Annotated in this window: 27 protein-coding genes; 12 read left to right on the top strand and 15 right to left on the bottom strand. The window is 63.0% G+C overall.

Annotated elements, in window-relative coordinates; translation table 11 throughout:
• Nucleotides 1–2,136 (top strand): Atxe2 family lasso peptide isopeptidase, encoded by a 2,136-nt coding sequence (locus ACZ9YD_RS07445; RefSeq protein ID WP_465074485.1) that lies wholly within the window; start codon nt 1–3, stop codon nt 2,134–2,136.
• On the opposite strand, the gene ACZ9YD_RS07440 is transcribed toward ACZ9YD_RS07445, so the two are convergent.
• The 4 genes from ACZ9YD_RS07440 to ACZ9YD_RS07425 form a co-directional block, all read right to left on the bottom strand.
• Nucleotides 2,122–3,873 carry an asparagine synthase-related protein gene (locus tag ACZ9YD_RS07440; RefSeq protein ID WP_465074484.1) on the bottom strand — a complete coding sequence of 584 codons (1,752 nt, stop codon included), beginning with the start codon at nt 3,871–3,873 and terminating at the stop codon, nt 2,122–2,124. The two genes, ACZ9YD_RS07445 and ACZ9YD_RS07440, sit on opposite strands and share 15 nt — an antisense overlap.
• Nucleotides 3,873–4,547 carry a lasso peptide biosynthesis B2 protein gene (locus tag ACZ9YD_RS07435; RefSeq protein WP_465074483.1) on the bottom strand — a complete coding sequence of 225 codons (675 nt, stop codon included), beginning with the start codon at nt 4,545–4,547 and terminating at the stop codon, nt 3,873–3,875. The genes ACZ9YD_RS07440 and ACZ9YD_RS07435 overlap by 1 nt, the downstream gene beginning before the upstream one ends.
• Nucleotides 4,548–4,595: 48 nt before the next feature.
• Nucleotides 4,596–4,742, bottom strand: coding sequence for a benenodin family lasso peptide (locus ACZ9YD_RS07430; RefSeq protein WP_465074482.1), 147 nt, complete (start codon nt 4,740–4,742; stop codon nt 4,596–4,598).
• A gap of 154 nt (nt 4,743–4,896) precedes the next feature.
• Entirely contained in the window at nt 4,897–5,517 is a 621-nt protein-coding gene (locus ACZ9YD_RS07425) for a GntR family transcriptional regulator (RefSeq protein ID WP_465074481.1), read from the bottom strand.
• A 418-nt stretch (nt 5,518–5,935) separates the two neighbouring features.
• Here ACZ9YD_RS07425 and ACZ9YD_RS07420 point away from each other — a divergent pair, with 418 nt between their 5' ends.
• Together ACZ9YD_RS07420 and ACZ9YD_RS07415 are read left to right on the top strand one after the other, a co-directional pair.
• Entirely contained in the window at nt 5,936–6,442 is a 507-nt protein-coding gene (locus ACZ9YD_RS07420; protein ID WP_465074705.1) for a DUF6988 family protein, read from the top strand.
• Between the two features lie 315 nt (nt 6,443–6,757).
• Nucleotides 6,758–7,609, top strand: coding sequence for a hypothetical protein (locus tag ACZ9YD_RS07415; protein WP_465074480.1), 852 nt, complete (start codon nt 6,758–6,760; stop codon nt 7,607–7,609).
• A gap of 98 nt (nt 7,610–7,707) precedes the next feature.
• Here the strand turns inward: ACZ9YD_RS07415 and ACZ9YD_RS07410 are convergent, their stop codons facing one another.
• Entirely contained in the window at nt 7,708–8,268 is a 561-nt protein-coding gene (locus tag ACZ9YD_RS07410; protein WP_465074479.1) for a hypothetical protein, read from the bottom strand.
• A complete protein-coding gene (locus ACZ9YD_RS07405) occupies nt 8,265–8,903 on the bottom strand; it encodes an RNA polymerase sigma factor (protein WP_465074478.1) in 639 nt (212 codons plus the stop codon). The genes ACZ9YD_RS07410 and ACZ9YD_RS07405 overlap by 4 nt, the downstream gene beginning before the upstream one ends.
• On the opposite strand from ACZ9YD_RS07405, the gene ACZ9YD_RS07400 reads away from it, so the two are divergent.
• On the top strand, nt 8,898–10,337 hold the full coding sequence (locus ACZ9YD_RS07400) for an amidohydrolase family protein (RefSeq protein ID WP_465074477.1): 1,440 nt from the start codon (nt 8,898–8,900) through the stop codon (nt 10,335–10,337). The genes ACZ9YD_RS07405 and ACZ9YD_RS07400 overlap by 6 nt on opposite strands.
• Before the next feature lie 128 nt (nt 10,338–10,465).
• Nucleotides 10,466–10,615 (top strand): hypothetical protein, encoded by a 150-nt coding sequence (locus tag ACZ9YD_RS07395; protein WP_465074476.1) that lies wholly within the window; start codon nt 10,466–10,468, stop codon nt 10,613–10,615.
• An 80-nt stretch (nt 10,616–10,695) separates the two neighbouring features.
• Here the strand turns inward: ACZ9YD_RS07395 and ACZ9YD_RS07390 are convergent, their stop codons facing one another.
• The 3 genes from ACZ9YD_RS07390 to ACZ9YD_RS07380 form a co-directional block, all read right to left on the bottom strand.
• A complete protein-coding gene (locus ACZ9YD_RS07390) occupies nt 10,696–11,115 on the bottom strand; it encodes a nuclear transport factor 2 family protein (protein WP_465074475.1) in 420 nt (139 codons plus the stop codon).
• Nucleotides 11,116–11,120: 5 nt separating this feature from the next.
• Nucleotides 11,121–11,942, bottom strand: a complete 822-nt coding sequence (locus ACZ9YD_RS07385) for an MBL fold metallo-hydrolase (RefSeq protein ID WP_465074474.1) — start codon at nt 11,940–11,942, stop codon at nt 11,121–11,123.
• A gap of 146 nt (nt 11,943–12,088) precedes the next feature.
• Nucleotides 12,089–12,730, bottom strand: a complete 642-nt coding sequence (locus ACZ9YD_RS07380) for a DsbA family protein (RefSeq protein ID WP_465074473.1) — start codon at nt 12,728–12,730, stop codon at nt 12,089–12,091.
• Between the two features lie 83 nt (nt 12,731–12,813).
• On the opposite strand from ACZ9YD_RS07380, the gene ACZ9YD_RS07375 reads away from it, so the two are divergent.
• Together ACZ9YD_RS07375 and ACZ9YD_RS07370 are read left to right on the top strand one after the other, a co-directional pair.
• Entirely contained in the window at nt 12,814–13,806 is a 993-nt protein-coding gene (locus tag ACZ9YD_RS07375) for a LysR family transcriptional regulator (protein WP_465074472.1), read from the top strand.
• 737 nt (nt 13,807–14,543) lie between these two features.
• Nucleotides 14,544–15,395 (top strand): hypothetical protein, encoded by an 852-nt coding sequence (locus ACZ9YD_RS07370; protein WP_465074471.1) that lies wholly within the window; start codon nt 14,544–14,546, stop codon nt 15,393–15,395.
• Between the two features lie 96 nt (nt 15,396–15,491).
• On the opposite strand, the gene ACZ9YD_RS07365 is transcribed toward ACZ9YD_RS07370, so the two are convergent.
• A complete protein-coding gene (locus ACZ9YD_RS07365) occupies nt 15,492–15,965 on the bottom strand; it encodes a VOC family protein (RefSeq protein ID WP_465074470.1) in 474 nt (157 codons plus the stop codon).
• A gap of 342 nt (nt 15,966–16,307) precedes the next feature.
• Complete coding sequence (locus tag ACZ9YD_RS07360) at nt 16,308–16,838, bottom strand: hypothetical protein (protein ID WP_465074469.1); 531 nt, start codon at nt 16,836–16,838, stop codon at nt 16,308–16,310.
• Between the two features lie 246 nt (nt 16,839–17,084).
• Between ACZ9YD_RS07360 and ACZ9YD_RS07355 the strand changes: the two genes are divergently transcribed.
• From ACZ9YD_RS07355 to ACZ9YD_RS07340, 4 genes are all read left to right on the top strand, one after another.
• Nucleotides 17,085–17,480: a hypothetical protein gene (locus ACZ9YD_RS07355; protein WP_465074468.1), complete on the top strand. Its 396-nt coding sequence runs from the start codon at nt 17,085–17,087 to the stop codon at nt 17,478–17,480.
• A gap of 307 nt (nt 17,481–17,787) precedes the next feature.
• Entirely contained in the window at nt 17,788–18,171 is a 384-nt protein-coding gene (locus tag ACZ9YD_RS07350) for a helix-turn-helix domain-containing protein (protein ID WP_465074467.1), read from the top strand.
• Nucleotides 18,168–19,475: a type II toxin-antitoxin system HipA family toxin gene (locus ACZ9YD_RS07345; protein ID WP_465074465.1), complete on the top strand. Its 1,308-nt coding sequence runs from the start codon at nt 18,168–18,170 to the stop codon at nt 19,473–19,475. The genes ACZ9YD_RS07350 and ACZ9YD_RS07345 overlap by 4 nt, the downstream gene beginning before the upstream one ends.
• 131 nt (nt 19,476–19,606) lie before the next feature.
• Nucleotides 19,607–19,990, top strand: a complete 384-nt coding sequence (locus ACZ9YD_RS07340) for a hypothetical protein (RefSeq protein ID WP_465074464.1) — start codon at nt 19,607–19,609, stop codon at nt 19,988–19,990.
• A gap of 433 nt (nt 19,991–20,423) precedes the next feature.
• On the opposite strand, the gene ACZ9YD_RS07335 is transcribed toward ACZ9YD_RS07340, so the two are convergent.
• The 4 genes from ACZ9YD_RS07335 to ACZ9YD_RS07320 all read right to left on the bottom strand — a co-directional run bounded on the left by ACZ9YD_RS07335 (nt 20,424) and on the right by ACZ9YD_RS07320 (nt 23,869).
• A complete protein-coding gene (locus tag ACZ9YD_RS07335) occupies nt 20,424–21,098 on the bottom strand; it encodes a hypothetical protein (protein ID WP_465074462.1) in 675 nt (224 codons plus the stop codon).
• Between the two features lie 89 nt (nt 21,099–21,187).
• The gene (locus ACZ9YD_RS07330) at nt 21,188–21,958 is read right to left on the bottom strand and encodes a response regulator transcription factor (RefSeq protein WP_465074461.1); all 771 of its coding nucleotides are present in this window, start codon (nt 21,956–21,958) and stop codon (nt 21,188–21,190) included.
• 430 nt (nt 21,959–22,388) lie between these two features.
• Nucleotides 22,389–23,393, bottom strand: coding sequence for a cation efflux transmembrane domain-containing protein (locus ACZ9YD_RS07325; protein ID WP_465074460.1), 1,005 nt, complete (start codon nt 23,391–23,393; stop codon nt 22,389–22,391).
• Nucleotides 23,390–23,869 (bottom strand): ABC transporter substrate-binding protein, encoded by a 480-nt coding sequence (locus tag ACZ9YD_RS07320; protein WP_465074459.1) that lies wholly within the window; start codon nt 23,867–23,869, stop codon nt 23,390–23,392. The genes ACZ9YD_RS07325 and ACZ9YD_RS07320 overlap by 4 nt, the downstream gene beginning before the upstream one ends.
• 119 nt (nt 23,870–23,988) lie before the next feature.
• On the opposite strand from ACZ9YD_RS07320, the gene ACZ9YD_RS07315 reads away from it, so the two are divergent.
• On the top strand, nt 23,989–24,258 hold the full coding sequence (locus ACZ9YD_RS07315; protein ID WP_465074458.1) for a hypothetical protein: 270 nt from the start codon (nt 23,989–23,991) through the stop codon (nt 24,256–24,258).
• Nucleotides 24,259–24,563 lie beyond the last annotated feature (305 nt).

Genomic DNA, 24,563 nt, shown 5'->3' with positions numbered 1-24,563 from the left:
ATGAAGCGGCTTGGAAGCTTCGGTCTGGGCGGGGGCGTGCCGTTTGGGCACGCCCTTCCGCTACCGCTTCGGCGCCAGTGGCGCGGGCTGGGGGCGGCATGCGTGCTGTTTGCAGCGTTTGGCCATGCAGTAGCCGCGGACGTCGCGCCGCGCAGGTTGCTGGAAGTCGTCGACTTCGGCACGCCCGTCATGTCGCCCGATGGATCGCGCGTGGCATTTCGCGTCGAGCAGGCGAGCGTCGAGCGGAATACATACGACACCACGTGGTACGTGCAATCGATGGACGGCGGGCCACCACGGCGTGTGGCCGATGGTGGCGTGCCGCTGCGTGATTCGGCAGGCAACGCTGTGCCGCCTGATGCCACGTGGTCACCGGATGGGCGCTGGATCTACTACCGCGCCTTGCACGACGACCGGATCGATGTGTGGCGCGCCGCTGCGGATGGTGCAGGCAGCCAGACACTGACGCACGATCCTGCCGACGTGCGTGCCCTCGCAGTGAGCCAGGACGGCGCCACGCTGACGTACAGCGTGGGCGCTAAACGCGGGGAGGTGGCCGACGCCGAGCAACGCGAGTACGACATCGGCATCCGTGTCGATGGGTCTGTGCCAGTGGGGCAACCGCTGTTCCGCTCTGGCCTGCTGGAAGGGCGGCCGGCGACGCAGCGGTATGGCGGTGTCTGGTTTGACCGGGGCGGGTTGCTGTCCACGGTTCCCGATCGATGGAAGACGCTCGATCTGCGGCACACGGATGCGGGCGTCGTTCCTGCCCGAGCGCCTGCCGCGCGGCTCGTTGCTGAGGACGTCAAGGGAGGCGAGGGCGTGCCGACGCTTGTGGCCGAAGAACGCGATGGCGCGCGTATCGCAGTGGTGCGCCGCACGGCGGTGGGCGTTGCGCTGTCGATGCGCCCGCGTCGCGATGCAGGCCGCGAGGTGATCTGCCAGGCCGAGCTGTGCACGGGCAAGACGATCACGTCAGTGCAATGGCGTCCTGACGGCGACGAAATCCTGTTCACGGTGACGGATCCGCTCGCAGGCCTGGCGCAGTCGATCTTGGCGTGGAACGTGCTCAGGGATGAGGTGCGCGAGGTTGTCGCCGCGCGTGGCCTGTTGAGCGGCGGCCGGGACAGCCGCAGCCAATGCGCGGCGTCGACCGGGACGCTTGCGTGCGTCACCTCGGAAGCCGATCGGCCGCCGAGGCTGGAGCGGATCGACCTGGAGACAGGCGCGCGGCGCGTGCTGTTCGAGCCCAATCTGGCACTCGCCCAGGACATCGCAGCGCGCACGCCGGCCGCGCTGCTGCGCTGGACCGATGCGCACGGCGATGTGTTTACCGGCCAGCTGTTTGCCGCACCTCGCCGGGATGGCAGGCCGCCGCCACTCTTCATCGCGTACTACACATGCCCGGGGTTCCTGCGTGGCGGGATGGGCGACGAGTGGCCGCTGGCCTCGCTTGCGGCCAATGGCATCTCAGCGCTGTGCATTAACCAGCACCATGTGCGTCTGTCCGACAGAGTGGCCCTCTATGACCAGACACTGGGCGCGGTGGAAGCAGTCATCGATCTTCTAGCGGCGCAGGGCGCGATCGATCCCGAGCGCATCGGGATGGGCGGGCTCAGCCTTGGCAGTGCGATCACGCTGTGGGCGGCCATGCATTCCGACCGGATATCGGCGGTCTCGGTGGCGTCGCCGGTGGTTTCGTACAACTACTACCTGATGGGCAGCCTGAAAGGCGATGCGTTTACGGCCGGCCTGCACGGCATCTGGCAACTCGGCGCGCCGAACGAAACCCCGGAGCGTTGGGCGCAGCTGTCGCCCGCCTTGAACATCGATCGAATCCGCGCGCCGGTGCTGATGCAGATCCCGGAGCAGGAATATCTGTACGCGTTGGACTACACGATCCCGCTGCTTCGGGCGCAGCGGGCTGATCTCTACGTGTTCCCCAACGAGCCGCACCAGAAGTTCCAGCCGCGTCACAAGCTCGCAGTGTACGAACGCAATCTGGACTGGTTCCGCTTCTGGTTGTTGGATATGGAAGACGATGCACCGGGAAAAGCTGCGCAGTACGCCATCTGGCGCGGCATGCGTGAAGCGCAGGGGCGCGCTCATGTGGCGCATCGCTCACCTGATCGGTGACGTTCGGTTGCGCACCCAGTTTTCGGCCATGCACAGGGCGAAGATCCGCATGAACGATGTATCGCGGGCGGCGAGCTCGGCGTCGAAGTAGGCCTCCAGTGCCGGCACCTCCAGCAGGCCGCGCTCGCGCAGCTGGCCGTCGAGCAGAAAGGTGCGCATCCCGTGTTTGCTACGTCGGTAGACCGCGCCCGAGTAGGCGGCGAACGAACCCTTGCTGCGTCGCTCAAGGATGGGCGGCGGCAACTGGTCAGCGAAAGCGGCACGAGCTACCGCGCGGTTCCGGCCGCCTGCGATCCACATCCATGACGGCGTCCGCAGGCAGGTTTCCACGACGGGCTGAGAGAGCAGGGGAAGCCGCATCCAACGCTTGGTGCCGCGCAGAGTGATGTCCCGAAAGATCTGTGTGCCCGCGAGGTCAGTGATCCGCTCGATATCGCCGGCGTAGGCGCGAGCCGGCGGCACGGTCCATGGGTGCGGGGTAGGGCGCCCAGGGGCAACGCTTGCGGGGATGAAGCTTCTGTCTTCCGCGGGCCCGGACCGCGGCGGACGCCGCAGCTTTCTCAGTGTCAGACGACCCGCCTTCCAGAGCGTGCATTGGTGAAGCCTTGAAAGATCCCGGACTGAAGCCAGACCTGCAGCGAGTACACGTTCCCGGTAGGCATCGGCTGCGGGCGCCGCACTGCGGAGGTAACCGAAGACGGTGTCACCGCCGCCACCTGAGAAGAAGCTGCTTGTCCCGAACGATTCGGCTGCGCGCTCCATGGTCTGATCGACTGCGTGCTGCAGCGCCGCCACACCCGGGCTGGCGGTGTGTGGCGGCAGGGCAAACGAAAATGCTGCGTCTTCGAACCTCAAGGTGCCTAGGCGCAGGGGGACGCCCAGCTCAAAGGCCATGAGCTCGGCGTAATGCTGTTCGTCCGCACCGGGCACCGGCGTGCTGAGGTTGAAGCAAGTGAGCTCGGCACGCGTGTCGCGAAGGCAAGTCGCCACGATCGACGAGTCGAGACCGCCGGAGAGCTCCAGCAACACGGATCTATCCGCATCCGCCCAAGCCGCCACCACGGTCTGCACAGCGGAACGGACGTCGTCAGCGGCATCTCCCAGCACGTTGTGCCGATGCCCGCACTCGACGAATGCCCAAGGCGACCAGACTTCACGCACCGCCGCGGCATCCGGGGTGAGCAGAAGAGATGTGCCTGGCAGGAGCTCGTTGACGTGCTTGAGGCCGGTACGCACGGTTTTGACATGCGGAAAGACGAGCGACTGCGCAATGAAATCCCAGTCGATCTCGCTACGCGAAACGCCGAAGGCACCACACAGCGAGATGTCGGAAGTCACGATGCCAAGCCCGCGCCCACGCGTGTAGACGCACGGCACGCCGCCGGATGGCTCTCGCATGACTATCAGATGCGGCGAGTCGCTGGACGGGCACAGCAGGAGGTAGTCGCCCCAGCATTGCGAAAGCAGGTGAGAGGCGAGGGCATCGGCATCGAGCGAATGCGGGAGGTCGTTGGCTGTGGCAGGCCGACCACTCCGCAGGAAGAGGTGGCCGACAACCACGCCTTGCTGCAGACGCAGGACCGGCGTATCTGGTGCGGTGAAGATGGAGACCGATTCCGACGCATGCTGCAGCTGCAGGCCTGAGCGACCGAGGGCTTCCGCGGCAGCAGCGTTCGTCTCTGGACGGGTCGCTTCGGTACCCGAGCCGGTCACGCAAGCGAGATAGCGATAGCCCATCAGATTGTCCGGATCGGGGCGTGGGCCATGACGTTTCCCACGGAGTCGTTGAGGACGAGATCGTCCGTTTGCAGCCAGCAATGCGCTGCGAAAGGATCCGTCGAGACGCCGAAGACCAAATGCGCGTGCAGGCCCCGTCGTGCGAGGAAGCGCAGCAGCGACAGTGAATCCAACAAGCAGCGCGGTTCGATTGGAACAACGAGGCGGGCACGCGTGAAAGCATCGACTGCGCGCAGAAGGTCGGCCTCGCTGCTCATGCCTCGTTGATGACCCGTGTGGCATTGGCGATACGCTGATGCCCTGGCTACCAGGTGAAGAAGAGGCACGTGTTGGGACCGCAGCTGACTCCGCACGTAGGCGACGACTGCTGCGACTTCGGGAACTGCGAGTAGAGCAGCACGGCCAGACGAGTCGTCGCGCTCAAGCGCGCTGCGATGCGGCGCGGGAGTAGAAAACTGCGGGTGCAGTTCGCCATCTTCAGCGTCGACCAGAACCCGGTGTGTCGTCAGCTCGGCGAGTGCCGCCGAAGACACTTCTCCGGTTTGCACGAATGTTCGAAAGATACTCTCCAGCACTTCTGAAAGACGGAAGTACCGGTCTGATTCGAGATCGAGGAAGATCAGCTGACCGTCGATCTCGCAGTACGAAACTGCGTTTGCAATTCGATAGGGCATATCGGTCGATCCGAGACAAAGGGCGCGCCTTGCGGCGCGCCCTGCCGGTCAGTCGGCGGAGATGCCCAGTGCGGGCGTGAAGCCCAGCTCTTCGTTCTGCATGCCCACGATGCCCTGGGTCTCGATGCTGGCCACGCCGAGCTCGATGACCGCAACCGGGGCCGCGGTGCGGGTGGTGGTGTCGTTCGTATCCATCTCAGTCTCCTCGGGTTGTGTCATGGCGATTCCATGACGAGCCGAGTGTCGAGACGCGGAAACGTAATTTTCAATTGATTCTTGTTGTGTACTTTCTGTATTACCTGGAAATGTGAGGCGCGTCGTATACACGTTCGCGCATGCTGCGAACGTGTCAGTGCAGCGCGTCACGTGCCTCGGTCAGCAGGTGCACGGTTGTCGGCACAAGCTTGCGGCGACGCGCGTGGTAGGCGCGCAGCGCGCATTTCAGGTGCGGAACCTCGGCGCGCTCCCAGGCATCGATGAGATCTGCGAGCTCCGCTCGCGCGTCAGCGACAAGCGTTCGCTTCGCGGTGCGGATCGGGGCGAGTCGATCGTTGGCATTCCGTGCCGCGATGTGCAGTTCCGGCTGCGGCGTACGCCGCGCGATGGTGTCGAACAGCTGCCAGGTTGCTTTGGCAATGTTTTCCTGCGCATCGAGATCTCGCTGCCGCGTGCCATTGGGCAGAGCGCCGTGGTCGAGGGACGCTATCAACTGGATTTCCATCCACTCGTAGAGCGCGCGCAAGGCGGCTTCGGTAGGCAAGGGCATATGGAATCCATCGCGGCCCTTGTCCACGACCAGCCGCTCACCGCTCAGGTGATGCAACGCGAAACGCACTGGCGTGAGACTGGCGTCGAACTCGGTGGCCAATGTGGCCGGTTCGAGGCGCTCACCGGGCGCGAAGCGCCCGCACTGCAAAGCGCGACGGATTTGTCCGTACAGGCGCGCTCCTTTCGACTGGCTCGCGATCATCGCGGCACTCCATGTCTGCGTATCCCAGGTCCTGCAGTCGATATTACATACGCGTGACCGGGCTGCAATGCGCGCTGGAGGAATCTTGGCCTCGGTCCGGTCGTGCATGCACGCAGCATGTGAGTCCGGCTCTTGCGAAATCGGAAACCATGAACCGCGGCGTCTCACGTCCGCCGAAATCAGAAATGCTCGGGGAGCGTTTCATCCTTATGCTCAGTTCGAGCCAATCGACCGGGTTGGTTGACTGCCAATGATCATTCATTGACGATCGAGCGCTTCTCGACCCTATCTTTCCGACGTGCCAGACGCACTCCTGCTCCAGAGATCTGAACTGCTGCTTCAGAACATTCTTGAAGTGACACAGCGCCCCCTGTACGACGACTCGTCAAGAGTCACGATCTCGGCGTGTTTGTGTCGTATGGCGGTACGTCACTCGGCTGCGTTTCGAGCTTTGGCTGAAAGAGAGATGTTCGTGAGTGGGTTCGTCGTGCTACGTGCCCAATTCGAAGCCACCCTTCGTGCCGTGTGGACTCTCTATTCCGCTACAGATTTGCAGATTGAGAAGATCTCAGCCCCACTGTCTTCGGAGTCGGAGCTGGCCGCAAAAAACCTGCCTCAAGTGCAAGGAATGTTGGAGGCAATCAGTAAAGTCCCGAACGCGTCCATTCCGCATGCAGCGCTGTTGGAGTTCAAGGGGAGCGCTTGGCATGCATTGAACTCGTATGTCCACAGTGGCATCCATCCGGTTAACAGACTCGCGGAAGGTTATCCTCTTGAACTGATCCTGCAGAACGTGAAGTTCAGCAACGGTCTCGCGATGATTGCAGCTATGCAATTCTGCGTCCTTACTGGAATTCCGGGATTGCAGAAAGACCTTGACCCTCTGTTCGAGCGCTATGAGGACTGCTTCCAACTAGCTCGCTAGCGCCAGACTCCTAAGCGTGCTCTGCATTCAGCATCCACGCCGGACATTGCGTTTGGTAACGGCCAAAAGCGGACACGCGCGTCGACGTGACTCTTGAGCCTTCGTCACTACTCTCCACGCCTATTTTCAATGCTAGGTCACATCGTTTTGGAATGATCCTAGATTGATCCGAAAGGCCTAAGCGAAATAGCCAGCCGCATGCCACGCATGCCTTCGAGCCAGCATGCGCATGCCCCTTGTCAAACTGGGCCGTCCTGTCACCCTTGAGCCTCAGCACAGGATGCATCTGCGTCCGTGCTTGGAGGGAAGCAACGCATGAAGCTATCTCGGATGTCGAGGCTCGCCCTTTTCTGCTGCCTGCTCTTGGGCGGAGCAAGCGTCGCAGCAGAAGGACCGCCCGTGCCGCCCCAACAGGAAGATCGCACCGGCGCGGTCGACCTGCGAGGACTTCCGGCAGAAGTACAGTCCACAAGGGCGAAATTCGAGTTCTTGCAGCGCTGCTCTGCTTACTGGCGAATGAAAGTGCACTACGAGCGAAACCGGAACGAACCCGGGAGTATTTTCAACAACCCTGGCGCCGTGGCGGCGAAGCCACCGATCGAGCGACGTCTGTTCGAGCGCAGCCAGGCGATCATCGCTGCAGGAGATCCCGGCTGCGAGCACTGGATGCGCGAAGTCTCGATTCCGGATGCGAATTGGCAGTTCTACAACGCCACGATTGCGGAAGCCCTGAACGGGAGCGGGGTAGCAGCGCTCTGCTTCGTCACGAGCTCATGGAACCCGCTCGACGTGCCAGGATCGGTCTATCCATTTCTCCGCCGCAATTACGCCCACTATGCGCGTCACTTCATCGACCGCGAGATCGCGAACGGCTCTTGGCCGATGGTGCTGGCGGCTTACAACGCGCAGCGTGCGTATCACGGGGTGCAGACCGCAGTCGCGCTGTCCAAGGAAAGCCGCTACCTCTGGTCGCGGCTTATGGAGCTTGGTGCTCACGATCCCAACTTTCGATCGGCCTTCGGCCAAGACGCTGCTGAGCACGGTGCTGGTTTGACGCTGACGGAATTTGCCGAAGCTGATGAAAAAGCGAATGCTCTGTATCGCGGAGCGTTTGGGTCTCGTCGGATGACGGAAGACGAGTTCTATGAGAACTGCGGAAATCTATAGCCGCAGTCGGCAACTGCGCCCTCGTAGCGCGGGGCTCTCGCCATCAATGCCCGTTTCCCGCCATAAGCGAACGCGATCGAACCGTTTAATCTGGAGCATCACGTCAGCCGTCGCATTGCCCGGTATTCACGAAGACGTCGATGGCCCTGCCAACGCGAAAGCCAGAGTGTCCCCAGCGCGCAGACTCCGGCGTAAGCCAGCAAGTCCCTGGCAGGTGCTTGCCAGGCAGGGTCACCAATAGCGAATGCAATGATCGCGGCAACACTGGCGTAGGCGAGCAGGGCAATTGCGGCGATCCGGGCAATGCGCAGCTCACGCATGCCGGCGCGCAACTGGGTCAGCCGGGTGTACGCATAGGTGAGCACACTCTGTGCGGCGTCGACCGGAGATGGCTGCGTGTCGCGTAGGAGCAGCCACCAGATGGTGGGCAGGTAAGCGACGAAGAAGGGCATCACCAGCCAATACGCAGGTGTTGTCGTGCCGCCGAACAGTGGCCGGGCCAGAAGCGCGATTCCGACGAGTGTCAGCACGATTTCGAAGCACCGCCGAAGCCGTTGATGCCAGCGGGTGCGATGAACGCTTGCGGCCAGCGCTGCGGCGTCGGCCGGTGGGCGCGCAGTCTGCCAGGCGGACTGCATCAACTTGTCGAACTCGGTCATGCGATGTCTTCCTGCGAAAGCAGTGTTTTCAGGATGGCGCGGCCCCGATACAGGCGGACGCCAACGTTTTCTTGCGAGATTCCAAGCAGGCTGGCGATCTCGCCGTAGTCGAAGCCCTCCAACTGCAGCATCAAAGGTTGTCGCAGCCGCAATGGCAGGGTGACAAGCGCTTCGAACAGCCACTCGCTACGTGCACGCCCGGCTTCGTCGGTGGTGGCGGGGTCGGGAACGTCGTGCTGGATGGGATCCAACTGCAGCGGTGCGGGCGCACGCGTCGCGGTGCGCACATGGCTGGCGCCGAGGTTGTGTGCGACCCGCAGAACGAATGGGAGCAGCCGGTCGTGCGCACGCAGCGTCGGCAGGGCCTGCCAGATCGCGAGCAGCACCTCCTGCATCAGTTCTTCGCGCAGCGCAGGGTTGAGCTCGTAGCCGCAGACAGCGCGCCACAGTTGCGGATGGAAGGCGTTGACCTGGGACCACGAGGGCGGCATCGGACTCGGATTCGGTGGGATCAGATAGTCAGTCGTCGAGCAGCGCCGGTTTCTTACAAAAAGATTTTCGCGAGTTTGTGCGTAAGAAACCGGATGGACGGCGCGACTTAGCCGGGTACACCCACACCGGATTTCAACATGCATCGTCTCATCTCATGGTCTCTCACCGGACTGCTGGCCTGCGGGCCCGCGCTGTCCCTCCAGGCGGCTTCGAAGCCGCTGGCACTGGACCGGGTGCGCATCGTCGACCTCGAAGCGGGTCGCAGCGGTGAGGCGCAATGCGTCCGGATCGAGCAGGGACGCATCGCGCGCATCGCGAGTGCCGGCAGCCGTGCCTGCCGACGTGGCGCCACCGTCGTGGCGCTCGATGGCCGCTATCTGATGCCTGGTCTCATCGACATGCACGCGCATCTGACGCTGGGCCCACTCGAGGTGCGCCGGGAGGGAGAGGAGGTGATCATCGAGGCACTGCCCGACGACGCCATTGCCGACCACAACGCTGCACGGCTGGTCGGATTCGGCATCACCACAATCCGCAATCCCGCGGGCGATCTCGCGGCAGCCATGCGCTATCGCATGCGGCGGGCCGAGGGCGCGGTTATCGGCCCCGAGAGTTTCGACGCAGGCAAAGTGCTCAACGACGCCGACCTGCCAGGCCTCGGCACCGGCGTCCGCACGGTGGACGACGTGCGTCAGGCCGTGGCCGCGCAGGTCGACGCGGACGCCGACTGGATCAAGCTCTACACGGGTCTGACGCCCGAGTTGCTGCAGGCCGGTATCGACGCGGCGCATGCGCATGACCGGCCGGCGGTGGCGCACCTGGAGGACGTGGCGTGGACGGCCGCGTTGCCGATGGGACTCGATGGCATCGTGCATCTGATGCCGATCAGCCCGGAGCTGTTGGCCCCTGAGGATGTCGAGGCGTATCGCGACGCGCGCCGTCCCGGGACGTTCGGCTTCTTCGAGTGGTGGGAGCGTTTCGACCCGGAGGGCGCGGAGGCTGACCGCATGGTTGCCGCTTTCGATCGCTACCGTCCCGTGTTCGACGCCACGCTCGTCGCCTTCCATGCCGCATTCGTGCAGGACCAGGCCGATAGCCCCTATCTGGAAGAGGCCCGGCGCTACGCGCATCCGCGTCTGTTCGAAAACTGGACGTCGTTCTTCACTTTCGCGATCGGCTGGGAGCCAGACGACTTTGCGCGCGCACGTGCCGTGTGGCCGAAGGTGCAACGCATGGCCGTGCGTTTGTACGCGAGCAATGCACGCATGACGATCGGCACCGACATGAGCAATCCCTGGATCGCGCCGGGCGTCAGCTTTCATCGCGAGATGAACCTGTTGGCCGATGCCGGTGTTCCGACCGCCCGAGTACTGACGGCGGCGACGTGGCAGGCAGCCGGTGCGTTGGGAGTCGGCGATCGCCTGGGGCGGGTCGCGACTGGTTACGAGGCCGATCTGCTGGTACTCGATGACAATCCACTCAAGGACCTGGCGCATGCGCGTGAGGCTCACGCGGTGGTCGTCGATGGCCGCTATCTCGATTCGGCTGCACTGGCGACACTGCGGGGTGACGAATGAGCCCGCGCGAAGAACGCGCCGCGCCGGAGGCTGCACGCAGAGTCAGGCGACCGTGGCGCTGGATCGCTCTTGGCGGCGTCGTTTGCCTGCTGGCTTGGCTCGCTCTTGGCATCGGGTTGGTCACAGGCGTGGACAGGACGACACGCCTGGTGCTGGTCACAGTTGCAGCGGTCGCCACCGAAGGTCTTGTCTGGCTGAGCGCCGCGCTGCTCGGGCTGCGGGTATTCGAAGCCCGGCGCCAACTGTGGCAGACCCTGCGGGCACGTGTAATGCGCTGAGCCACGCCCTCGAAGAAAGCGGGCGCCGCTCGGCGCCCGTTCTGGCATCACATCCGCGCTTGGTCGTGGCATCCGACCCTCTAAGGATTTCCGGTCGCACTCGGCGTACCGCTCGACATCGCACGCCGGACCAGGAGGGTGTCGGTGAACTGTTCAAACGCGGTCACCTGTCCGCCCTCCAGTCTCCAGACGTGGGCCACGCGCGCCTGCATCGGCATGCCGGTGGCGCGCCAGACGCCGTGGTAGGTACCCACGACGACAACGTGTTCTCCGCCGTCGATCAGTTGCTCAAGCTCGAAGCGGTAGTCGGCCCATTCGCGGCCTAGCACCGCGAACACGTTGTCGACGATGGCCTGTGGACCCACCCAAGTGCCGGCGCAGGGGAAGCCGGCCATTTCGGTCCACCGCACGTCGGACGCCATGTCGGCCATCATCGCGTCGACATCGCCCCTGGCCGACGCCTCGTAGTGGGCGCGCACGATCTCGATCGAAGTCGTCATCACCATCAGCCCCAGGGCATCTCGCCCAGTGCGACTTTGGCGCCGATCTGCAGCGCGACGCCCATACCGGCATCCGGGTAGCGGCGGGTCATGGCCGCGATCAGCACGGCACTGTCGGTCGCGGTGGACAACTCTTCTTCGAACGCGAGCAGATAATCGCGTGTGTAGCGGATTGCCGCTGCGTCGGTGGCGGCGCCAGGCGCCATGTGGCCAGGCACCACGACCGCAGGACGGCGCGCGGCCATGGCGTCGAGGGTCTTGATCCACTGCGCGCGTGCCTCGGCCCCGGCCGTGTCAGCGGTCCATACATGCACGCCGGAGAACACCAGCACGCCGCCGAACACCGCGCCGAGCGCAGGCACCCAGAGGTAGCGCCGATTAGCCAGGCCCTCCGCATCTATGATCTCGATGGTGTGGCCTTCCAGCGTGAGAGTGGGCGCGTCGAAGGGTTCGGGCATCACGATGTCCGACAGGGACTGCGGCCCGTTCTCCTTGAGCTGCGGTCCCCAGGTTTCGAGCTTCTTGGCGACGTTGCGGCGGATGGCCTCGATCGTCGCCGACGCGGCGATCACGCGCGCCTCAGGAAACGCGGTCTGGATGGGGCCGAGGCTGAAGTAGTAGTCCGGGTCACTCTGGCTGACGTAGATCGTGGTCAGCCGCTTGCCACTGGCCTGGATCGCGGCGGCGAGCGCCACGCCGTCGGGCAGCGTGAAACCGCCGTCGATCAGGATTGCTTCGTGTTCGGCGGACAACAGGACTGGGGCGCGGAAGAAGCCGTGCTCGCCAGCAGGGAAATGTGTCCACGTCAGGGGTGCATCTGCAGCCATCACGTTATGTACTCCGAAAAAGGCCGTCGCCACACCGGCGGCGGCTACAGTTTTGATCACGTCTCGTCGGGTTGCCATTGGATCGTGCCTTGTGAGTGGTTCGCGGAAAGGAAAGCCCGGACTTCGTGAGGCCAGGCAGGCGTGGGTTAGCCGACCTGCAGCCTGGCCAACAGCGCGTGCGGCTTGGCGTAGGCCTCTTGATGGGCGACGACCCGGCGCGTGCCACCCGATTCGACGAGCAGCGTCGGCACGCCAGCGGCATTGCTGGCCTGCAGCAGCGCCTGCGCCCCATGGGTACGCGAGCGGTTCTCGGCAATCAGGTCCGCGTCGGTGGACGAAAGCCGGGACGCGGCCTCCTCGAGATTCCACGATGTAAGCAAGGCGATCAGCGTGGCCTGCGAGGTCAGGTCGCTGCCGTCCACGTAACGCGCCTGCTGGAAACCATGCAACACCTCCAGCTCACGCGCCGGCGCGGTCAGGGCCACTGCGGTGAGCGCGAGCGTCGCGGGGCCGCTGTCGAAACGTCCGGCGCGATCGCCGAGCACGCGCTCCCGGTACTGCGCGCTGAAACGCTGGCCCGTCATCGCTTCGATGCGCTGGTCGTTGGCCCAGGCGTACGCCGCGAAGTCGTCATCCATTGGACGGCTGCCAAGCCCCGAAAACAGTCCCGTGGGGTGCAACCGCAGCTTGATGCCGGGCATGCCCCCTACCACCCGCGATATGGCAGGCGAGAGGCCGTAGCACCAGCCACAGAAGGGGTCGAACAGGTAGTGGAGGGTCTTGTCCATGCTGGATCTTCCGGAGCTGTTGCAGACCGACAGCCTAAGGAAGTTCGATTGACCATTAAATACATACGTGATAAACGAAATGTATGCTGAAAGCACACAATCACGACACTGGCAGCATTGGGGGACTCGGCAACCTGCGGCGCCTGGCGTACTTCGTCGCCGTGGTTGAGACGGGCTCGTTCACCGCAGCCGCAGATCGGCTGGGTATCACCAAGGCCGTCGTCAGCCAGCAGGTCGCGCGCCTGGAACGCGAGTTCCGCACTTCGCTGCTGATCCGCACCACGCGCAAGGTCCACACCACCGAACGGGGGCAGGCGTTCTATCTCCGCTGCGCGATGATCCTGCGCGAGGCCGAGCACGCATTCGACGATCTCACCGATACGTCAGCTGAGCCCTCCGGGCTGCTGCGGCTTACGGCACCTTTCGACTACGGCGTCGGCGTCGTCGTGCCGGCCATCGCCGCTTTCATCCGGCGCTATCCGACCTGCAAGGTTGATGCAGTCCTCAGCGACCAGACGCTGGACATCATGTCCGGCGATATCGAGCTGGCCATCCGCGTGGGCTGGCTGGAGGCAACGAGCCAGCAGGCGCGGAAGATCGGCGCCTTCCGACAGCTGCTCGTTGCATCGGCGGAACTGGCGCCACAACTGGCTGGCATCGCTGCTCCCGGCGAAATCGCACGTCTGCCATTCGTCGCCAACACCGCCCTGCGCGACCCGCTGCGCTGGCGCTTCATGTGCGACGGCGCAGAGCCCGCCACCGTCACCTTGCAGGCCTCCATCTTTCTCGACGCGACGCTCGCCGTCCGCGAAGCCGTGCGTCAGGGGGCCGGACTGTCCGTGCTGCCGGACTACGCGGTCGTAGACGATATAGCCGAAGGCCGCCTGGTACACGTGCTGCCGCAGTGGCAGTTGCCTGCCGGCGGCATCCACGCTGTTTTTCCCGCAGCGCGCTTCCGCCCGGCAAAGGTCCGGGCGTTCGTCGACCTGCTGGCGGAGATGGCGTCGCAACGCGAGCACAGCGGCGGACCCGACGCGGAAACAGTCGTGCCACGCGACGGGCCAAAACCAACATAAGAGCATCCGACATCGAGGGCTACGAGCACGCGATCCAGACGGCGTTCAACGAAGTTTCTGACTCCATTGCTGACTGAAAAAAAAGCTGGACGAACAACTCGAAGCGCAACGTGCCCTGGTCGACGCGAGCGAGCGCAGCAACACCCCCCGCGTACGCGCGTATCGCAACAGTGTCGATAGCTATCTCGACGCACTCGACGCGCAACGCACGTTGTACGCGGCGCGGTAGGAATTCTTCTCCCTTTGCCCGGCCGAGGCCAGCAATCGGGTCACGCTGTACGCGGTGCTAATCGATGGGGGCAGACGCACATTGAAGAGAGGGCCAGTTCGCACTACCAGTACCAGAAGAGGTTTGACGTCGTCGAAGGCATGATGAAGAAACTTTTCAATGCGTCGCATTTCCATGCTGCGTCATCTTGAGGAGGGCGCGCGTTACAGAATTTCCGAATCGCGGCAGGCAAGAGGTCTGCTATCGGCCAGAAGCGGACACACGCGTAGATGTGACTCTTCAGCATTCGTCGCTAGTCTCCACGCCTATTACTAGTCTCCACGCCTATTATTAGTGCCGGTTCGCATCGTTTTGGAGCGATCCTAGATTGATCCGAAAGGCCTAAGCCAAATAGCCAGCCGCATGCCATGCGTCGCTCGACGCAGCAATGCGAATGCCCCTTCCGGCCTGTCACCCTTGAGCCTCAGCACAGGATGCACCTGCGTTCGTGCTTGGAGGAAAGCAACGCATGAAGCTATCTCGAACGTTGAGGCTCTCCCTCTTCTGCTGCCTGCTGGTGGGCGGGGCAAGCGTCGCCGCAGACGGGCCGCCCGTGCCGCCCCAAGAGGAAGATCGCACCGTCATGATTGATCTGCGAGGACTCCCGGCAGAAGTGATATCCACACGGGCGAAGTTCGAGTTCTTGCAGCGCTGCTCTGCTTATTGGCGGCTAAAGGTGCATTACGAGCGAAACCGGGACGATCCGGCGAGCGTTTTCAACAACCCTAGCGCCGTGGCGGCGATGCGGACGATCGAGCAACAAATGTTTGTGCGCAGCCAGAGGGCCATCGCCGCAGGAGATCCCGGCTGCGAGCGCTGGATGCGCGAGGTCTCGGTACCGGATGCGAATTGGCAGTTCTACAACGCGACGCTCGCGGAGGCACTGGACGGGAGCGGGGCGGCAGCGCTCTGCTTTGTCTCGAGCTCATGGAGCCCGCTCGATGTGCCAGGATCGGTCTATCCCTTTCTCAACCGCAACTACGCTCGCTACGCGCGTCGCTTCATCGACCGCGAGATCGCGAACGGCTCTTGGCCGATGGTGCTGGCGGCTTACAACGCGCAGCGTGCGCATCACGGAGTGCAGACCGCAGTCACGCTGTCCAAGGAGAGCCGCTATCTCTGGTCGCGACTCATGGAGCTCGGCGCTTACGATCCCAACTTTCGGTCAGGCTTCGCTCAAGACGCTGCCGAGTACGGCGCTGGTTTGACGCTGACAGAGTTTGCCGAGGCGGATTCAAAAGCGAATGCGCTGTATCGCGGAGCGTTTAGGTCTCGCCAGATGACGGAAGACGAGTTCTATGAGAACTGCGGAAATCTATAACGTGCCTGCAGTAGGCAACTGCGCCCTCGCAGCGCGGCGTTCTCCCCAATAATGTCTGCTTCCGGCCGGAAGCGGACTTACCACTTGACAGCAGGATCAGTGCTCGCGAACAGAGCCTGGCGGCTGCATGAACTCGATGGTCGCGCCGTCAGGGCCAACGACGTAGATCACCCGCGTTCCAGCCCGCGCGCCACCCGCGATCGGCTGCGGCGTGCCTTGTGCCTTCCAACCATAGGTGGCGATCTGCGACAAGAGCGCGTCGATGTTATCGACCACGAAGGCGACATGCGCGAAGCCTGGGTCGAACGGCTTGGCCGGTGAGCTCGGCCGATCTACGCCCTGATACTCCAGGAGTTCGATCGTCTGACCTGCCAACGACACGATTGCAAGGCGTACCTCTGCCCCGTGCGCACCCGTCACTTGGCTGAGGAACTCGCCCCCCATCTCGCCCGTACGCACGAGCTCCGCCCCAAGCCCATCAAGCCAAAACCGAAGCGCCTCATCGAGGGAGGCGACCGCGAAGCCGACGTGGTCGGCACATCGCACCTTGAAACTTGCATGCTCGCTCATACGGACAATCGTACTGGCCAAAGCTGTTCGTCTGCTACCGGCCAGAGCGGACATCTAGTGCTAAATCAAGCCATACCACGAAGTGGCGTCGGCTTGAATGATTGGCGAGACGCTGCTCTTGCGCTCAACGACGAGAATCTTGGCCTCATCGAAAGAATGGACGACATGCTCCGTGCCACAGCGGCATAGAAGACGTTACCCGTCTCAAGAATGACGCTGCGCTCGACGCCGGAGTCCTTGGAGCGCATTTCCACCCGCCCATTGAGGACTGCGAAGATCTCCTCTCAATCATTGATGTTCCACTTGTGGGGCCTATCCGGCCAATGAAAGAGTTAGGCGCCTTCATGCCCGACGCTCATCGACCCATGAGCTGAATATCGGGTAGGCAGCCTTAGCGGCCTCAATGATTGGGGCTGCGGTTGAAGGGATTTGAAAGTTGTAGCGATTTGTCATGAACTCTCGCAAAGGCGCGGTCTCAAGAAAGTCTTGAGGTTCAGACGCGGGGTCGTCCAGCCCAATTTCAGAGTAGCCGAGGCAGAGCAGCCTACAAAACTGCTCGGAGTCGGTTGCCAAGACCTCAAGTTCTCCCTCAGAACCGAACATGACAACTGGTGCTAGTTCGGTGGCATCTCCGTCGACAAGCCACACAGCGTATACATCTCCGCAGGCACCTCTACCAAAGGGGAGAAACTGTTCATACGACGCGGGGTCGTCGCGAAACCAAAGTTTTAAATCATCCATGCCGATGGTAGAGAGTTCGAAGCACCCGCTAATCGGATACCCGTTTTTTTGAAGGAAGGCACATAGATCAACGATTGGCCGAGGTAGAGCGGGCGCCTTCGGATGCGCCAGTTCAATGTCGGTTGGCTTCATGAGAGTGAGGCTCTTAAAGCTTGAATTAAGCCGTGCCGCGAAGAGGCAGGGACTTCCTTCGAATAAAAGTGGACACCTGATAGTCAGGTGCATGCACGTTCGTAGTCGACTGCGGTAGTCGGAGTCGAGTGTAGGCGCTAGTGATTGCGCAAATCACGTACGAATTTCGGTCTGCAGGCCATGAGCGCTGTTGGAGTTCTGCTGGGGGTCGAGATGGGGCTTCACGGCCTTGTTGCATGATTCCATGTGCGCGTTGTCGGTCATGAGGCGCGACCAATCTATCGATCGCACGAAGCCAGTAAAAACAGGTGTCAGAGTGCGGTTTCCGAGTCCCGCGTTCTGACGCTGGACCAGATCGACGCACTCAACCGGCTACTCGAACTGATCTCGGCGCATGGCGATGTGGTGTCGGCCGGCGAGATGGCGGACTACGCCACGCAGACGATGCCCGTGGTGGGCCACGCGATCTTCGATCACGCGGCCGAGGTGCAGAAAATCCTGCTGCAGGTGGAGCACCAGCGCATCGATGGCGGCGCGCTACGTTCGAACCGGGTGCGCGAAGCGCCGGCGGCTTACGGCGTGCTGCCTATGCGTAGCGCCTTGAGGCGCGTCCAGTCGCCTGTCGGCGTTCGGCCGCACTGACGTTGCCGGCATGAGAGCGGACAGGCATGGCGTCTGTCCGCTCTCGGGTACGGAGCGGTTGGGTCAGCGCGACGCCGATGCCGGTCGCGCTGGCGTGGCTGCGGCCGAGCTGGTGTCGCAGGCCGACGCGGTGCAGGCGCTTGATTGCATCGGCACGAGGCGTTGGTCCCGGCACGCCTTTAGGGCTCTTATATGAACTATTAAGTGCTAAAGAACCGATAAGAGGGCATAAGTGATCTCTTGACATGGCTTTATATAAGCTCTTATATGATCCACAAGACGCAATTTCGCGTGGAAGGGTTCTGATATGAACCGTTATCTAGAAGGCGCGACGGCATCACCCGAGGCCGTCCAGCGCGCTCTCGGCGCGCGGCTCGCCGGCTTGCGGCTGGGCCGCAACCTGACCCAGGCGCATCTGGCCCGGGAGGCGGGGGCGTCGCTCAGCAGCATCAAACGCCTGGAGGCGGGTGAGAACACCTCGGTGAACACGTTGCTGCGGGTGCTCGCGGTACTCGGCCTGGACGGGCGCTTGCTGGACAGCCTGCCGGATCCCGCCGTGCGGCCGGTCGAGCGGGTCCGGCACGGAGGCCGCGAGCGTCGCCGTGCGCGCGACACGCAGGCGCCGCCCAAGGCGACCGACTGGGCCTGGGGTGACGACGGCGATGGCGACGCCGAGGAGACGGGCGCGTGACCGATGCGACCGTACGGCTCTGGGGGCGCGATATCGGCGCGGTGAGCTGGCTCGCCGATCGCGGGGTCGCGTCGTTCCAGTACATGCCGGAATTCATCGACAGCGGCATCCAGCTGGCGCCGGTGGAGATGCCGCTGCGGTCCGAGCCCTACGAGTTTCCGGGCCTGCCCCGGGAGGCCTTCAAGGGCCTGCCCGGGATGCTGGCCGACGCGTTGCCGGACAAGTTCGGCAATGCGCTGATCGATGCCTGGCTGGTGGCGCAGGGCCGGGCGGCCGGCCGGTTCAATCCGGTCGAGCGGCTGTGCTACATCGGTACCCGCGGCATGGGCGCGCTCGAGTTCCATCCGATGCTGGCCGGCGTGGCGGGGCGATCGCGCCCGGTCGACATCGATGCGCTCACGCGGCTGGCGAATGACGTACTCAATCACCGCGGGCAACTGGCCGGCGTGCTGGGCGGCGAGGACGACCAGGAAGCGCTGGAGGACATCCTGCGCGTGGGGACCTCGGCCGGCGGTGCGCGCGCCAAGGCGATCCTGGCCTGGGACCCGCAGAGCGGGGAGTTCCGCTCCGGGCAGGTCAAGGCGGGGGAGGGGTTCTCGTACTGGCTGCTGAAGTTCGACGGCATTTCCGGCAATCGCGACAAGGAACTGGCCGATCCCCAGGGCTTCGGCTTGGTGGAGTACGGCTTCCACCTGCTGGCCGTGGCCGCCGGGATCGACATGAGCGAATGCCGCATCCACCGCGAGGGCGGGCGGGCACACTTCATGACCCGTCGCTTCGACCGCAGTGCCAGCGGCCGCAAGTTGCACATGCAGTCGCTGGCGGCGATGCGGCATTTCGATTTCAATGCGGCTGGCGCCTACTCGTACGAGCAGGCCGTGGAGACCATTCGCAGACTGGGATTGCCGGCGCTGGATGTCGAACAGCAGTTCCGCCGTGCGGTGTTGAACGTGTTGATCCGCAATCAGGACGACCACGTCAAGAACATCGCCTTCCTGATGAACCGCGCGGGCGAGTGGCGGCTGTCGCCGGCCTTCGACGTGAGCTACGCCTACAACCCGGACGGCAGCTGGACCCACCAGCACCAGATGAGCCTCAACGGCAAGCGCGATCATTTCGAGCTCGATGATCTGGTGCGGTTCGGCGTGTTCTGCGGCTTCAAGCCGCCGCGGGCGCGGGCGATGATCGACGAGGTCGATGCGCAGGTCGGCCAGTGGCTGCGGTTCGCCGAGCAGGCGGGGGTCGACGAGCGTATGGCGGCGGCGATCCAACGCAGCCTACGGCTCGGCATCGTCGGCCGATGACCGCCCACACCGCTCCGGCGGCCCGTTCACCCGGCCATGTGACGCTGCGGGCCTCTGAGGAACGACGTTCCAGTAGGGATAACCGTTCCAGGTTCACTTTCTGTCGTTGGACCGAGTGACAAGCGGGGCGGGTGAACCGTCTGCGCAGTTCCGGCACGGGGCTTGCATGGAAGCCCGGTGATCTGTTTTTGAGCATCCAGATGCCGCACCCCGCGCAATCCACCGTCATCGCCGGCCCCTGGACGGTCCAGCCCCATGTGCCGGCCCGCCGGACGCCCGAGCGTCGCGGAGCCGCGCAGCCGACCGACACCGTCCAACTGCGCGAAGGCCTGACGCCGCCGCAGCTCGTCACGATGGAAGCGCTGGAGATCTTCGGCTGGCGGCTGGCATTCGTTCGCCGGCCCCTGTTCCAGGCGCCCATTCCGGTGTTGTTCGATCGGGCCGGCACACGCCACGTCGTGATCCGCGAAGACGGCACGCTGGACGAGCAGCCGGTGTTGAAGCTGCGCAGCTGACGCGCAGCCGCAGCGTTCACTGGGCGCGCATTGCGCGCGATCTGGAGGGCAGGGTTTCTCCTCGCGGGCGCAGATCTCTCGCGCGTCGTCGGAAGATGCCGACCGCCTCCCTCTTCCTCGGGCAGTCCGTGTTTTCGCATCAGGCGATGCAGATCCTCGTTGACGCGTCTCCGTTCTTCAGGAGCAGTTGTTGAATCGTGGAGATACAACGCAACTCGGCTAAAGGCCAAGAACTTCTTTAGGTTCCCATCGTCACTCAGATTTTATCGGTCAAGATCCGCATCCAGATCTACCAGTGTCGCGGCTGCATTGCCTAGCCTGGTTCTGAGGAGACCCTCCGTGGCAGCAACCTATGGGAGCCAGAATGGAGATGGCGTCAGTTGGGACAACAAATTTCAGCGACCGCAACCTATGAATCAGCACATTGGGCTGCCTAGGCATCTTGGCGAATACTCCACCAGATAGCGCTTATTCGAGCTTCCACATCCAAAGCTGCTGCAGGCGGCAGTTTGCGATTCGCTTCTTCCAGAAGAGGCGCGGCAAAGTCATCGAACACCGCTCGGGCATCGCCGGCATCCACAGAAGCGAGAAGTTCCTGCATGTCGGAAAGCCGCTCTACCCGGACGTGCAGATGCTTCATGCACAGTTCGGATGCGGCTTCCCCCCCGAGTGCTGCGGCGACCTCGGTCATCAATGCCACGGTTTGATCGGTGATGTGTGCCGCGACAGGGTCGAACTGACAGAGCGTTCCGAGCACATCGCCCTTCGAGTCGAAGAGGGGCACACCGCAATAGGCGGACATCGAGTCTCGAGCGGGATGCCCGGCGAGTCGTGGGTCCATTCTGGCATTCGTGATCACCACCGGCGCGGCCGCATCTTTGACCAAGCTGCAGTAGGAGCCTTCAAACGGAATGTTGTTGGGCAGGCCAATCGGCGTGTCGTCACGATCAACAAGCATGAAGTTGACCGCGAAATTTTCGTCCAGCAGATAAAGCGCCGTGAACCGCAGCTTGGATTCATCGTTGAGCAGTTCCAGTGCCGCGCGAATATTGCCCGACGCGATCAGGAAGCGGAGTTGTTCGCGTTGCTCGGTTTCAAAATTTCGCATCTTGGACGCCTTCTGAGGTCTGTAGCTTTGATTCGGAGCTCTGCCGTTAGACGACTTTTCACGATGTCAGACCCCTTGCTTTCCGTCAGTCAGCCAGCGGTAGCAGAGGTGTCATCTGGAATCTCGATCCCGGGTAATTCCGGAAAGATCGGGTCACAGGCGCGCGGCTCTCGAAAGCGGTAGCCGACACCCGGAATGGTCGCAATGAGCTCCTCGTCAAACCCGGTATTGAGGGACTTCCTCAACTGATAAAGGTGGCTGCGAAGCGCGTCTGATTCGGGTGTTCTGGTGCCCCAGATCTTCTTGAGCATCTCTTCCCGTGTCACAACGCGGGGATGGGCACGCATGAGCTCGACGAGGATCGCCATACCCGTGTCCTTGATGTGCAGATGCTTTCCCGCACGCGTCACGAATCCACTCCAAGGGTCTGCTCGTACGTCGTCGATCTCAAAAGCTTCCGGAGCGACTTCGTTGCGGCTACGCCGCACCAAGGCTTCGATTCTGGCGGCCAGTTCCTGGGGTGAGAACGGCTTGACCAGGTAATCATCGGCGCCGGAGGCGAGGGCTTCCACCTTGCTCTCGACAGTATTGCGAGCGGTCAGAAAGATGATGGGCGTTGTGGGGTTGGACGTGTCCCGAAGCGCCCGGCAAACCGCCAACCCGCCCAAGCCAGGCATCTCGAGATCCAGCACGATGGCATCAAAATGGTCTTGGGCGGCCAAGGTCAGCGCTTCTTTTCCACAGGCGGCGAAGTCCACCGAGTAGCCACTGTTCTCCAACCAGTCCCCCACCAATCCAGACAGCCGGGCATCGTCATCGACAAGCAAAACCGTGACCTCTCGTTGCCGTTTGCTGCTCACTGCTGACCCTCCTCCATCTGGCTGTGAAGGCGGGGGACAATAGCTCCCACGCCTCTCATTTCAAAAGAGAAAATTCTGGGTCATCGCAGCGAACGTCTTCCGTGCGATTTCCCACACAAGGAGGCAGCCCGTCGACGTGTTTGCACTCGAATCTTCTAAGAAATTTCTCATCGCCTAAAGGGGGGGTAGGGAGACTGTGAGAGAGCAGTGCTTGTGCTCAAGAATCCCGGACAAACAACGAACAGTTGAAAGGCGGAGCACAGCCGAGAAGCCGCGCTCCGGTGGGTAGTCGCGCTGCGCACGCGTCGGGTGGAGTGGGCCGTGGATCGCGGCGCCCTTGCCGGCGTAGAGCTGACCGAGATTGTCGATGCGCTTGGGCAGTGTTGTGAGCAGCCCAGAGCGCAGCTACGACACAAGCGTGCAGATCAACCTAATGTGGTATTGGCCGCGCCTTCGGTTCGGGACTCGACGGGCGGTCTGCAGATGAAGCAGGTATGCGGCCAGCCGGAGAGACATCGATCTGATCGATCCGCCAGCTCGATGCACGTGCGATGTCGCGCACTTCCTGCACCTGCGCCGCCGTCAGGTCAACGTTCTGCAGATACACCATGCCGGAGAGGTGGACCCCTTCTTCGTGCAGCCGTACCGAGCACCCCTCTACCCAAGGCAGTCGCGAGATCACATCGCACAGTTGCGACGTCACCGGGTCGGTGCCGTCGCGTTCGAGTGCCTGCGGCTTTGCGTCGTGAAGATCACGCACCGCGCCGCGCAGATTCGATGCGCCGTCATGAAGAATGCTGCCCGAGATGACGAGGGCGGCCACTGCATCCGCCCACCAGAAGCCGAAGCCGATGCCGGCGATACCGACGATACCCGCGAGTGCAGTCAGCCAGTCCGCACGGCCGACATCCGCGTCCGTGCGCAGTGGCTTGAGGGACAGTGCCTTCGACAACGCGAGCTTCTTGCGGCCCAGAATGATGGGCGGTATCGCCGAAGCGGCGAGAGCCGCCATCATGACCCAGCCTTGCCAGATCACCGCGTCGCCGATGCGTACCGAACCAACAACCGGTCGTGTTGCGGAGATCAATGTGTGCAGGCTCTCGAAGACCAAGGCCAGGCCCACGCCGGTCAGCGCCACAGCCGAAATCAGGAAGTTCACGTCGAAGGCGCGTTCCCGGCTATTGACGTATTCGGCATCCACACCTTTTCGGCGGAACCAGCTGGCAACCAGAAAGGCCGACGCCGGCAGCATGCTCAAAAGGTCCTCGATGAGCGCTGTTTTCATCGCCTGCGAGCCACCCAGAGCGAGATACATCATCACCGAGACAAGCGACATCCAGAACAACGTCCAGGCACACAGACGTTCTGCGCGATGCAGGGCAGCTTGCTGCTCCGGAGGGAGCGCACGCGGTGTTGGTCGACGATTGACGTTCATCGGGCCGACTCGTGGGCTACCAGATAACGATCCAGCAGGACGTGCCATGCGTTCTCGCCTGGCGGGAGAGCGAAGCGACGAAGCGCGAGCGGTGATGGACGTGCTTCTCGGATCGGGACTTCCTTCGACCAGCCCACGCGGGGCTCCCAGGGGGAGTCCTTCGCATGACCACCGATCACCATGTGCAGGCGAGCTTCCTCCAGCTGGGCCATCAAGGCGTCGTGCCCGCCGACGATCCAGTGAACGCGGAACCCATGCGCGCGGGCGAACCGCTTCACGATCTCCGCATCGCTGCCACTCACCTTGTCGTCCGGACCGATCACCACGTGCGGCGGATCGGCGCTTGCGCCCACCGTCATGCCGTACTGCGCGCCTCGGCTTGAGGACTCTGCCGTATCGCGCGGATAGGGCGCGCATCCCGCGCAGACGAGGGACAGCACGGCAAGGGCAGAGAGTCGAATCAGGGTCGCGAGCATGCGGGTCTTATGCGCCGGTCCAGGTCAACAATGCGTCACGCCGACCGCCCAATGGCGCATGCATTCCGGGTCTGCATCGATCTGTATATTCATCAGCCCCTCCAGCAGGCATCCGGGCGATGCGATACGCGACCTTCATCGGCGGAAGTTGGAACAGCAGGCGCGAGCTGTTGAACAAACCCGCCGATCTGATTGAGAAAAAGGGTCGGGACGGCACGGTCGAGCATTACGAAAAGTTCAAACCAACAGGCGAGTTTGCAGGCCTGCCTGGGCTGCGCTCCGACAGTCATGTGACCTACGTGCTGTCGACGATGAGCCGGGAGGTACTGCTGCAGGCGTTACAAAGTATGGGGGAACCCCTTTTCGTAGAAGTTGATTCCGACGAGTAGAACTTGACTCAACGCACTCGACGTGAGAGCACCCGTTTCACGCTCGCCCTGGAAGCGGCAGCAGCAGAGCAGCAGGCAGTTAGGACGCCTATCAAGGCAGCGAGGGTCATGCTCGACGCGATCGAGAGCGGCGAACCTCTCGCGCATCTGTTGCTGGGAAGCGATGCGCTGAAATTGGCTCAAAAAAGTGGCCGTTGTGCTCACGGAACTGGCCCAGCGGGAATCTTTGTCCCGGTCTAAAGACGGCTAGCCACTGCTGTAAATCGGTCAAGCTGCACAAGTGACAGGAACGCGCCTCTCCGGCT

The organism is Luteimonas sp. AC640a (assembly GCF_979256585.1).
The sequence above is the reverse complement of the archived record's forward strand: the minus strand, read 5'-3'. Positions and strand labels throughout refer to the sequence as shown.

Excerpts from the sequence above, each read along its gene's own strand:
- ACZ9YD_RS07445 (WP_465074485.1), top strand. The coding sequence starts at position 1 with ATGAAGCGGCTTGGAAGCTTCGGTCTGGGCGGGGGCGTGCCGTTTGGG.
- ACZ9YD_RS07440 (WP_465074484.1), bottom strand. The coding sequence starts at position 3,873 with ATGGGCTATCGCTATCTCGCTTGCGTGACCGGCTCGGGTACCGAAGCG.
- ACZ9YD_RS07435 (WP_465074483.1), bottom strand. The coding sequence starts at position 4,547 with ATGCCCTATCGAATTGCAAACGCAGTTTCGTACTGCGAGATCGACGGT.
- ACZ9YD_RS07430 (WP_465074482.1), bottom strand. The coding sequence starts at position 4,742 with ATGGATACGAACGACACCACCACCCGCACCGCGGCCCCGGTTGCGGTC.
- ACZ9YD_RS07425 (WP_465074481.1), bottom strand. The coding sequence starts at position 5,517 with ATGATCGCGAGCCAGTCGAAAGGAGCGCGCCTGTACGGACAAATCCGT.
- ACZ9YD_RS07420 (WP_465074705.1), top strand. The coding sequence starts at position 5,936 with ATGGCGGTACGTCACTCGGCTGCGTTTCGAGCTTTGGCTGAAAGAGAG.
- ACZ9YD_RS07415 (WP_465074480.1), top strand. The coding sequence starts at position 6,758 with ATGAAGCTATCTCGGATGTCGAGGCTCGCCCTTTTCTGCTGCCTGCTC.
- ACZ9YD_RS07410 (WP_465074479.1), bottom strand. The coding sequence starts at position 8,268 with ATGACCGAGTTCGACAAGTTGATGCAGTCCGCCTGGCAGACTGCGCGC.
- ACZ9YD_RS07400 (WP_465074477.1), top strand. The coding sequence starts at position 8,898 with ATGCATCGTCTCATCTCATGGTCTCTCACCGGACTGCTGGCCTGCGGG.
- ACZ9YD_RS07405 (WP_465074478.1), bottom strand. The coding sequence starts at position 8,903 with ATGCATGTTGAAATCCGGTGTGGGTGTACCCGGCTAAGTCGCGCCGTC.
- ACZ9YD_RS07390 (WP_465074475.1), bottom strand. The coding sequence starts at position 11,115 with ATGACGACTTCGATCGAGATCGTGCGCGCCCACTACGAGGCGTCGGCC.
- ACZ9YD_RS07385 (WP_465074474.1), bottom strand. The coding sequence starts at position 11,942 with ATGGCTGCAGATGCACCCCTGACGTGGACACATTTCCCTGCTGGCGAG.
- ACZ9YD_RS07380 (WP_465074473.1), bottom strand. The coding sequence starts at position 12,730 with ATGGACAAGACCCTCCACTACCTGTTCGACCCCTTCTGTGGCTGGTGC.
- ACZ9YD_RS07375 (WP_465074472.1), top strand. The coding sequence starts at position 12,814 with ATGCTGAAAGCACACAATCACGACACTGGCAGCATTGGGGGACTCGGC.
- ACZ9YD_RS07370 (WP_465074471.1), top strand. The coding sequence starts at position 14,544 with ATGAAGCTATCTCGAACGTTGAGGCTCTCCCTCTTCTGCTGCCTGCTG.
- ACZ9YD_RS07365 (WP_465074470.1), bottom strand. The coding sequence starts at position 15,965 with ATGAGCGAGCATGCAAGTTTCAAGGTGCGATGTGCCGACCACGTCGGC.
- ACZ9YD_RS07360 (WP_465074469.1), bottom strand. The coding sequence starts at position 16,838 with ATGAAGCCAACCGACATTGAACTGGCGCATCCGAAGGCGCCCGCTCTA.
- ACZ9YD_RS07350 (WP_465074467.1), top strand. The coding sequence starts at position 17,788 with ATGAACCGTTATCTAGAAGGCGCGACGGCATCACCCGAGGCCGTCCAG.
- ACZ9YD_RS07335 (WP_465074462.1), bottom strand. The coding sequence starts at position 21,098 with ATGCGAAATTTTGAAACCGAGCAACGCGAACAACTCCGCTTCCTGATC.
- ACZ9YD_RS07325 (WP_465074460.1), bottom strand. The coding sequence starts at position 23,393 with ATGAACGTCAATCGTCGACCAACACCGCGTGCGCTCCCTCCGGAGCAG.
- ACZ9YD_RS07320 (WP_465074459.1), bottom strand. The coding sequence starts at position 23,869 with ATGCTCGCGACCCTGATTCGACTCTCTGCCCTTGCCGTGCTGTCCCTC.
- ACZ9YD_RS07315 (WP_465074458.1), top strand. The coding sequence starts at position 23,989 with ATGCGATACGCGACCTTCATCGGCGGAAGTTGGAACAGCAGGCGCGAG.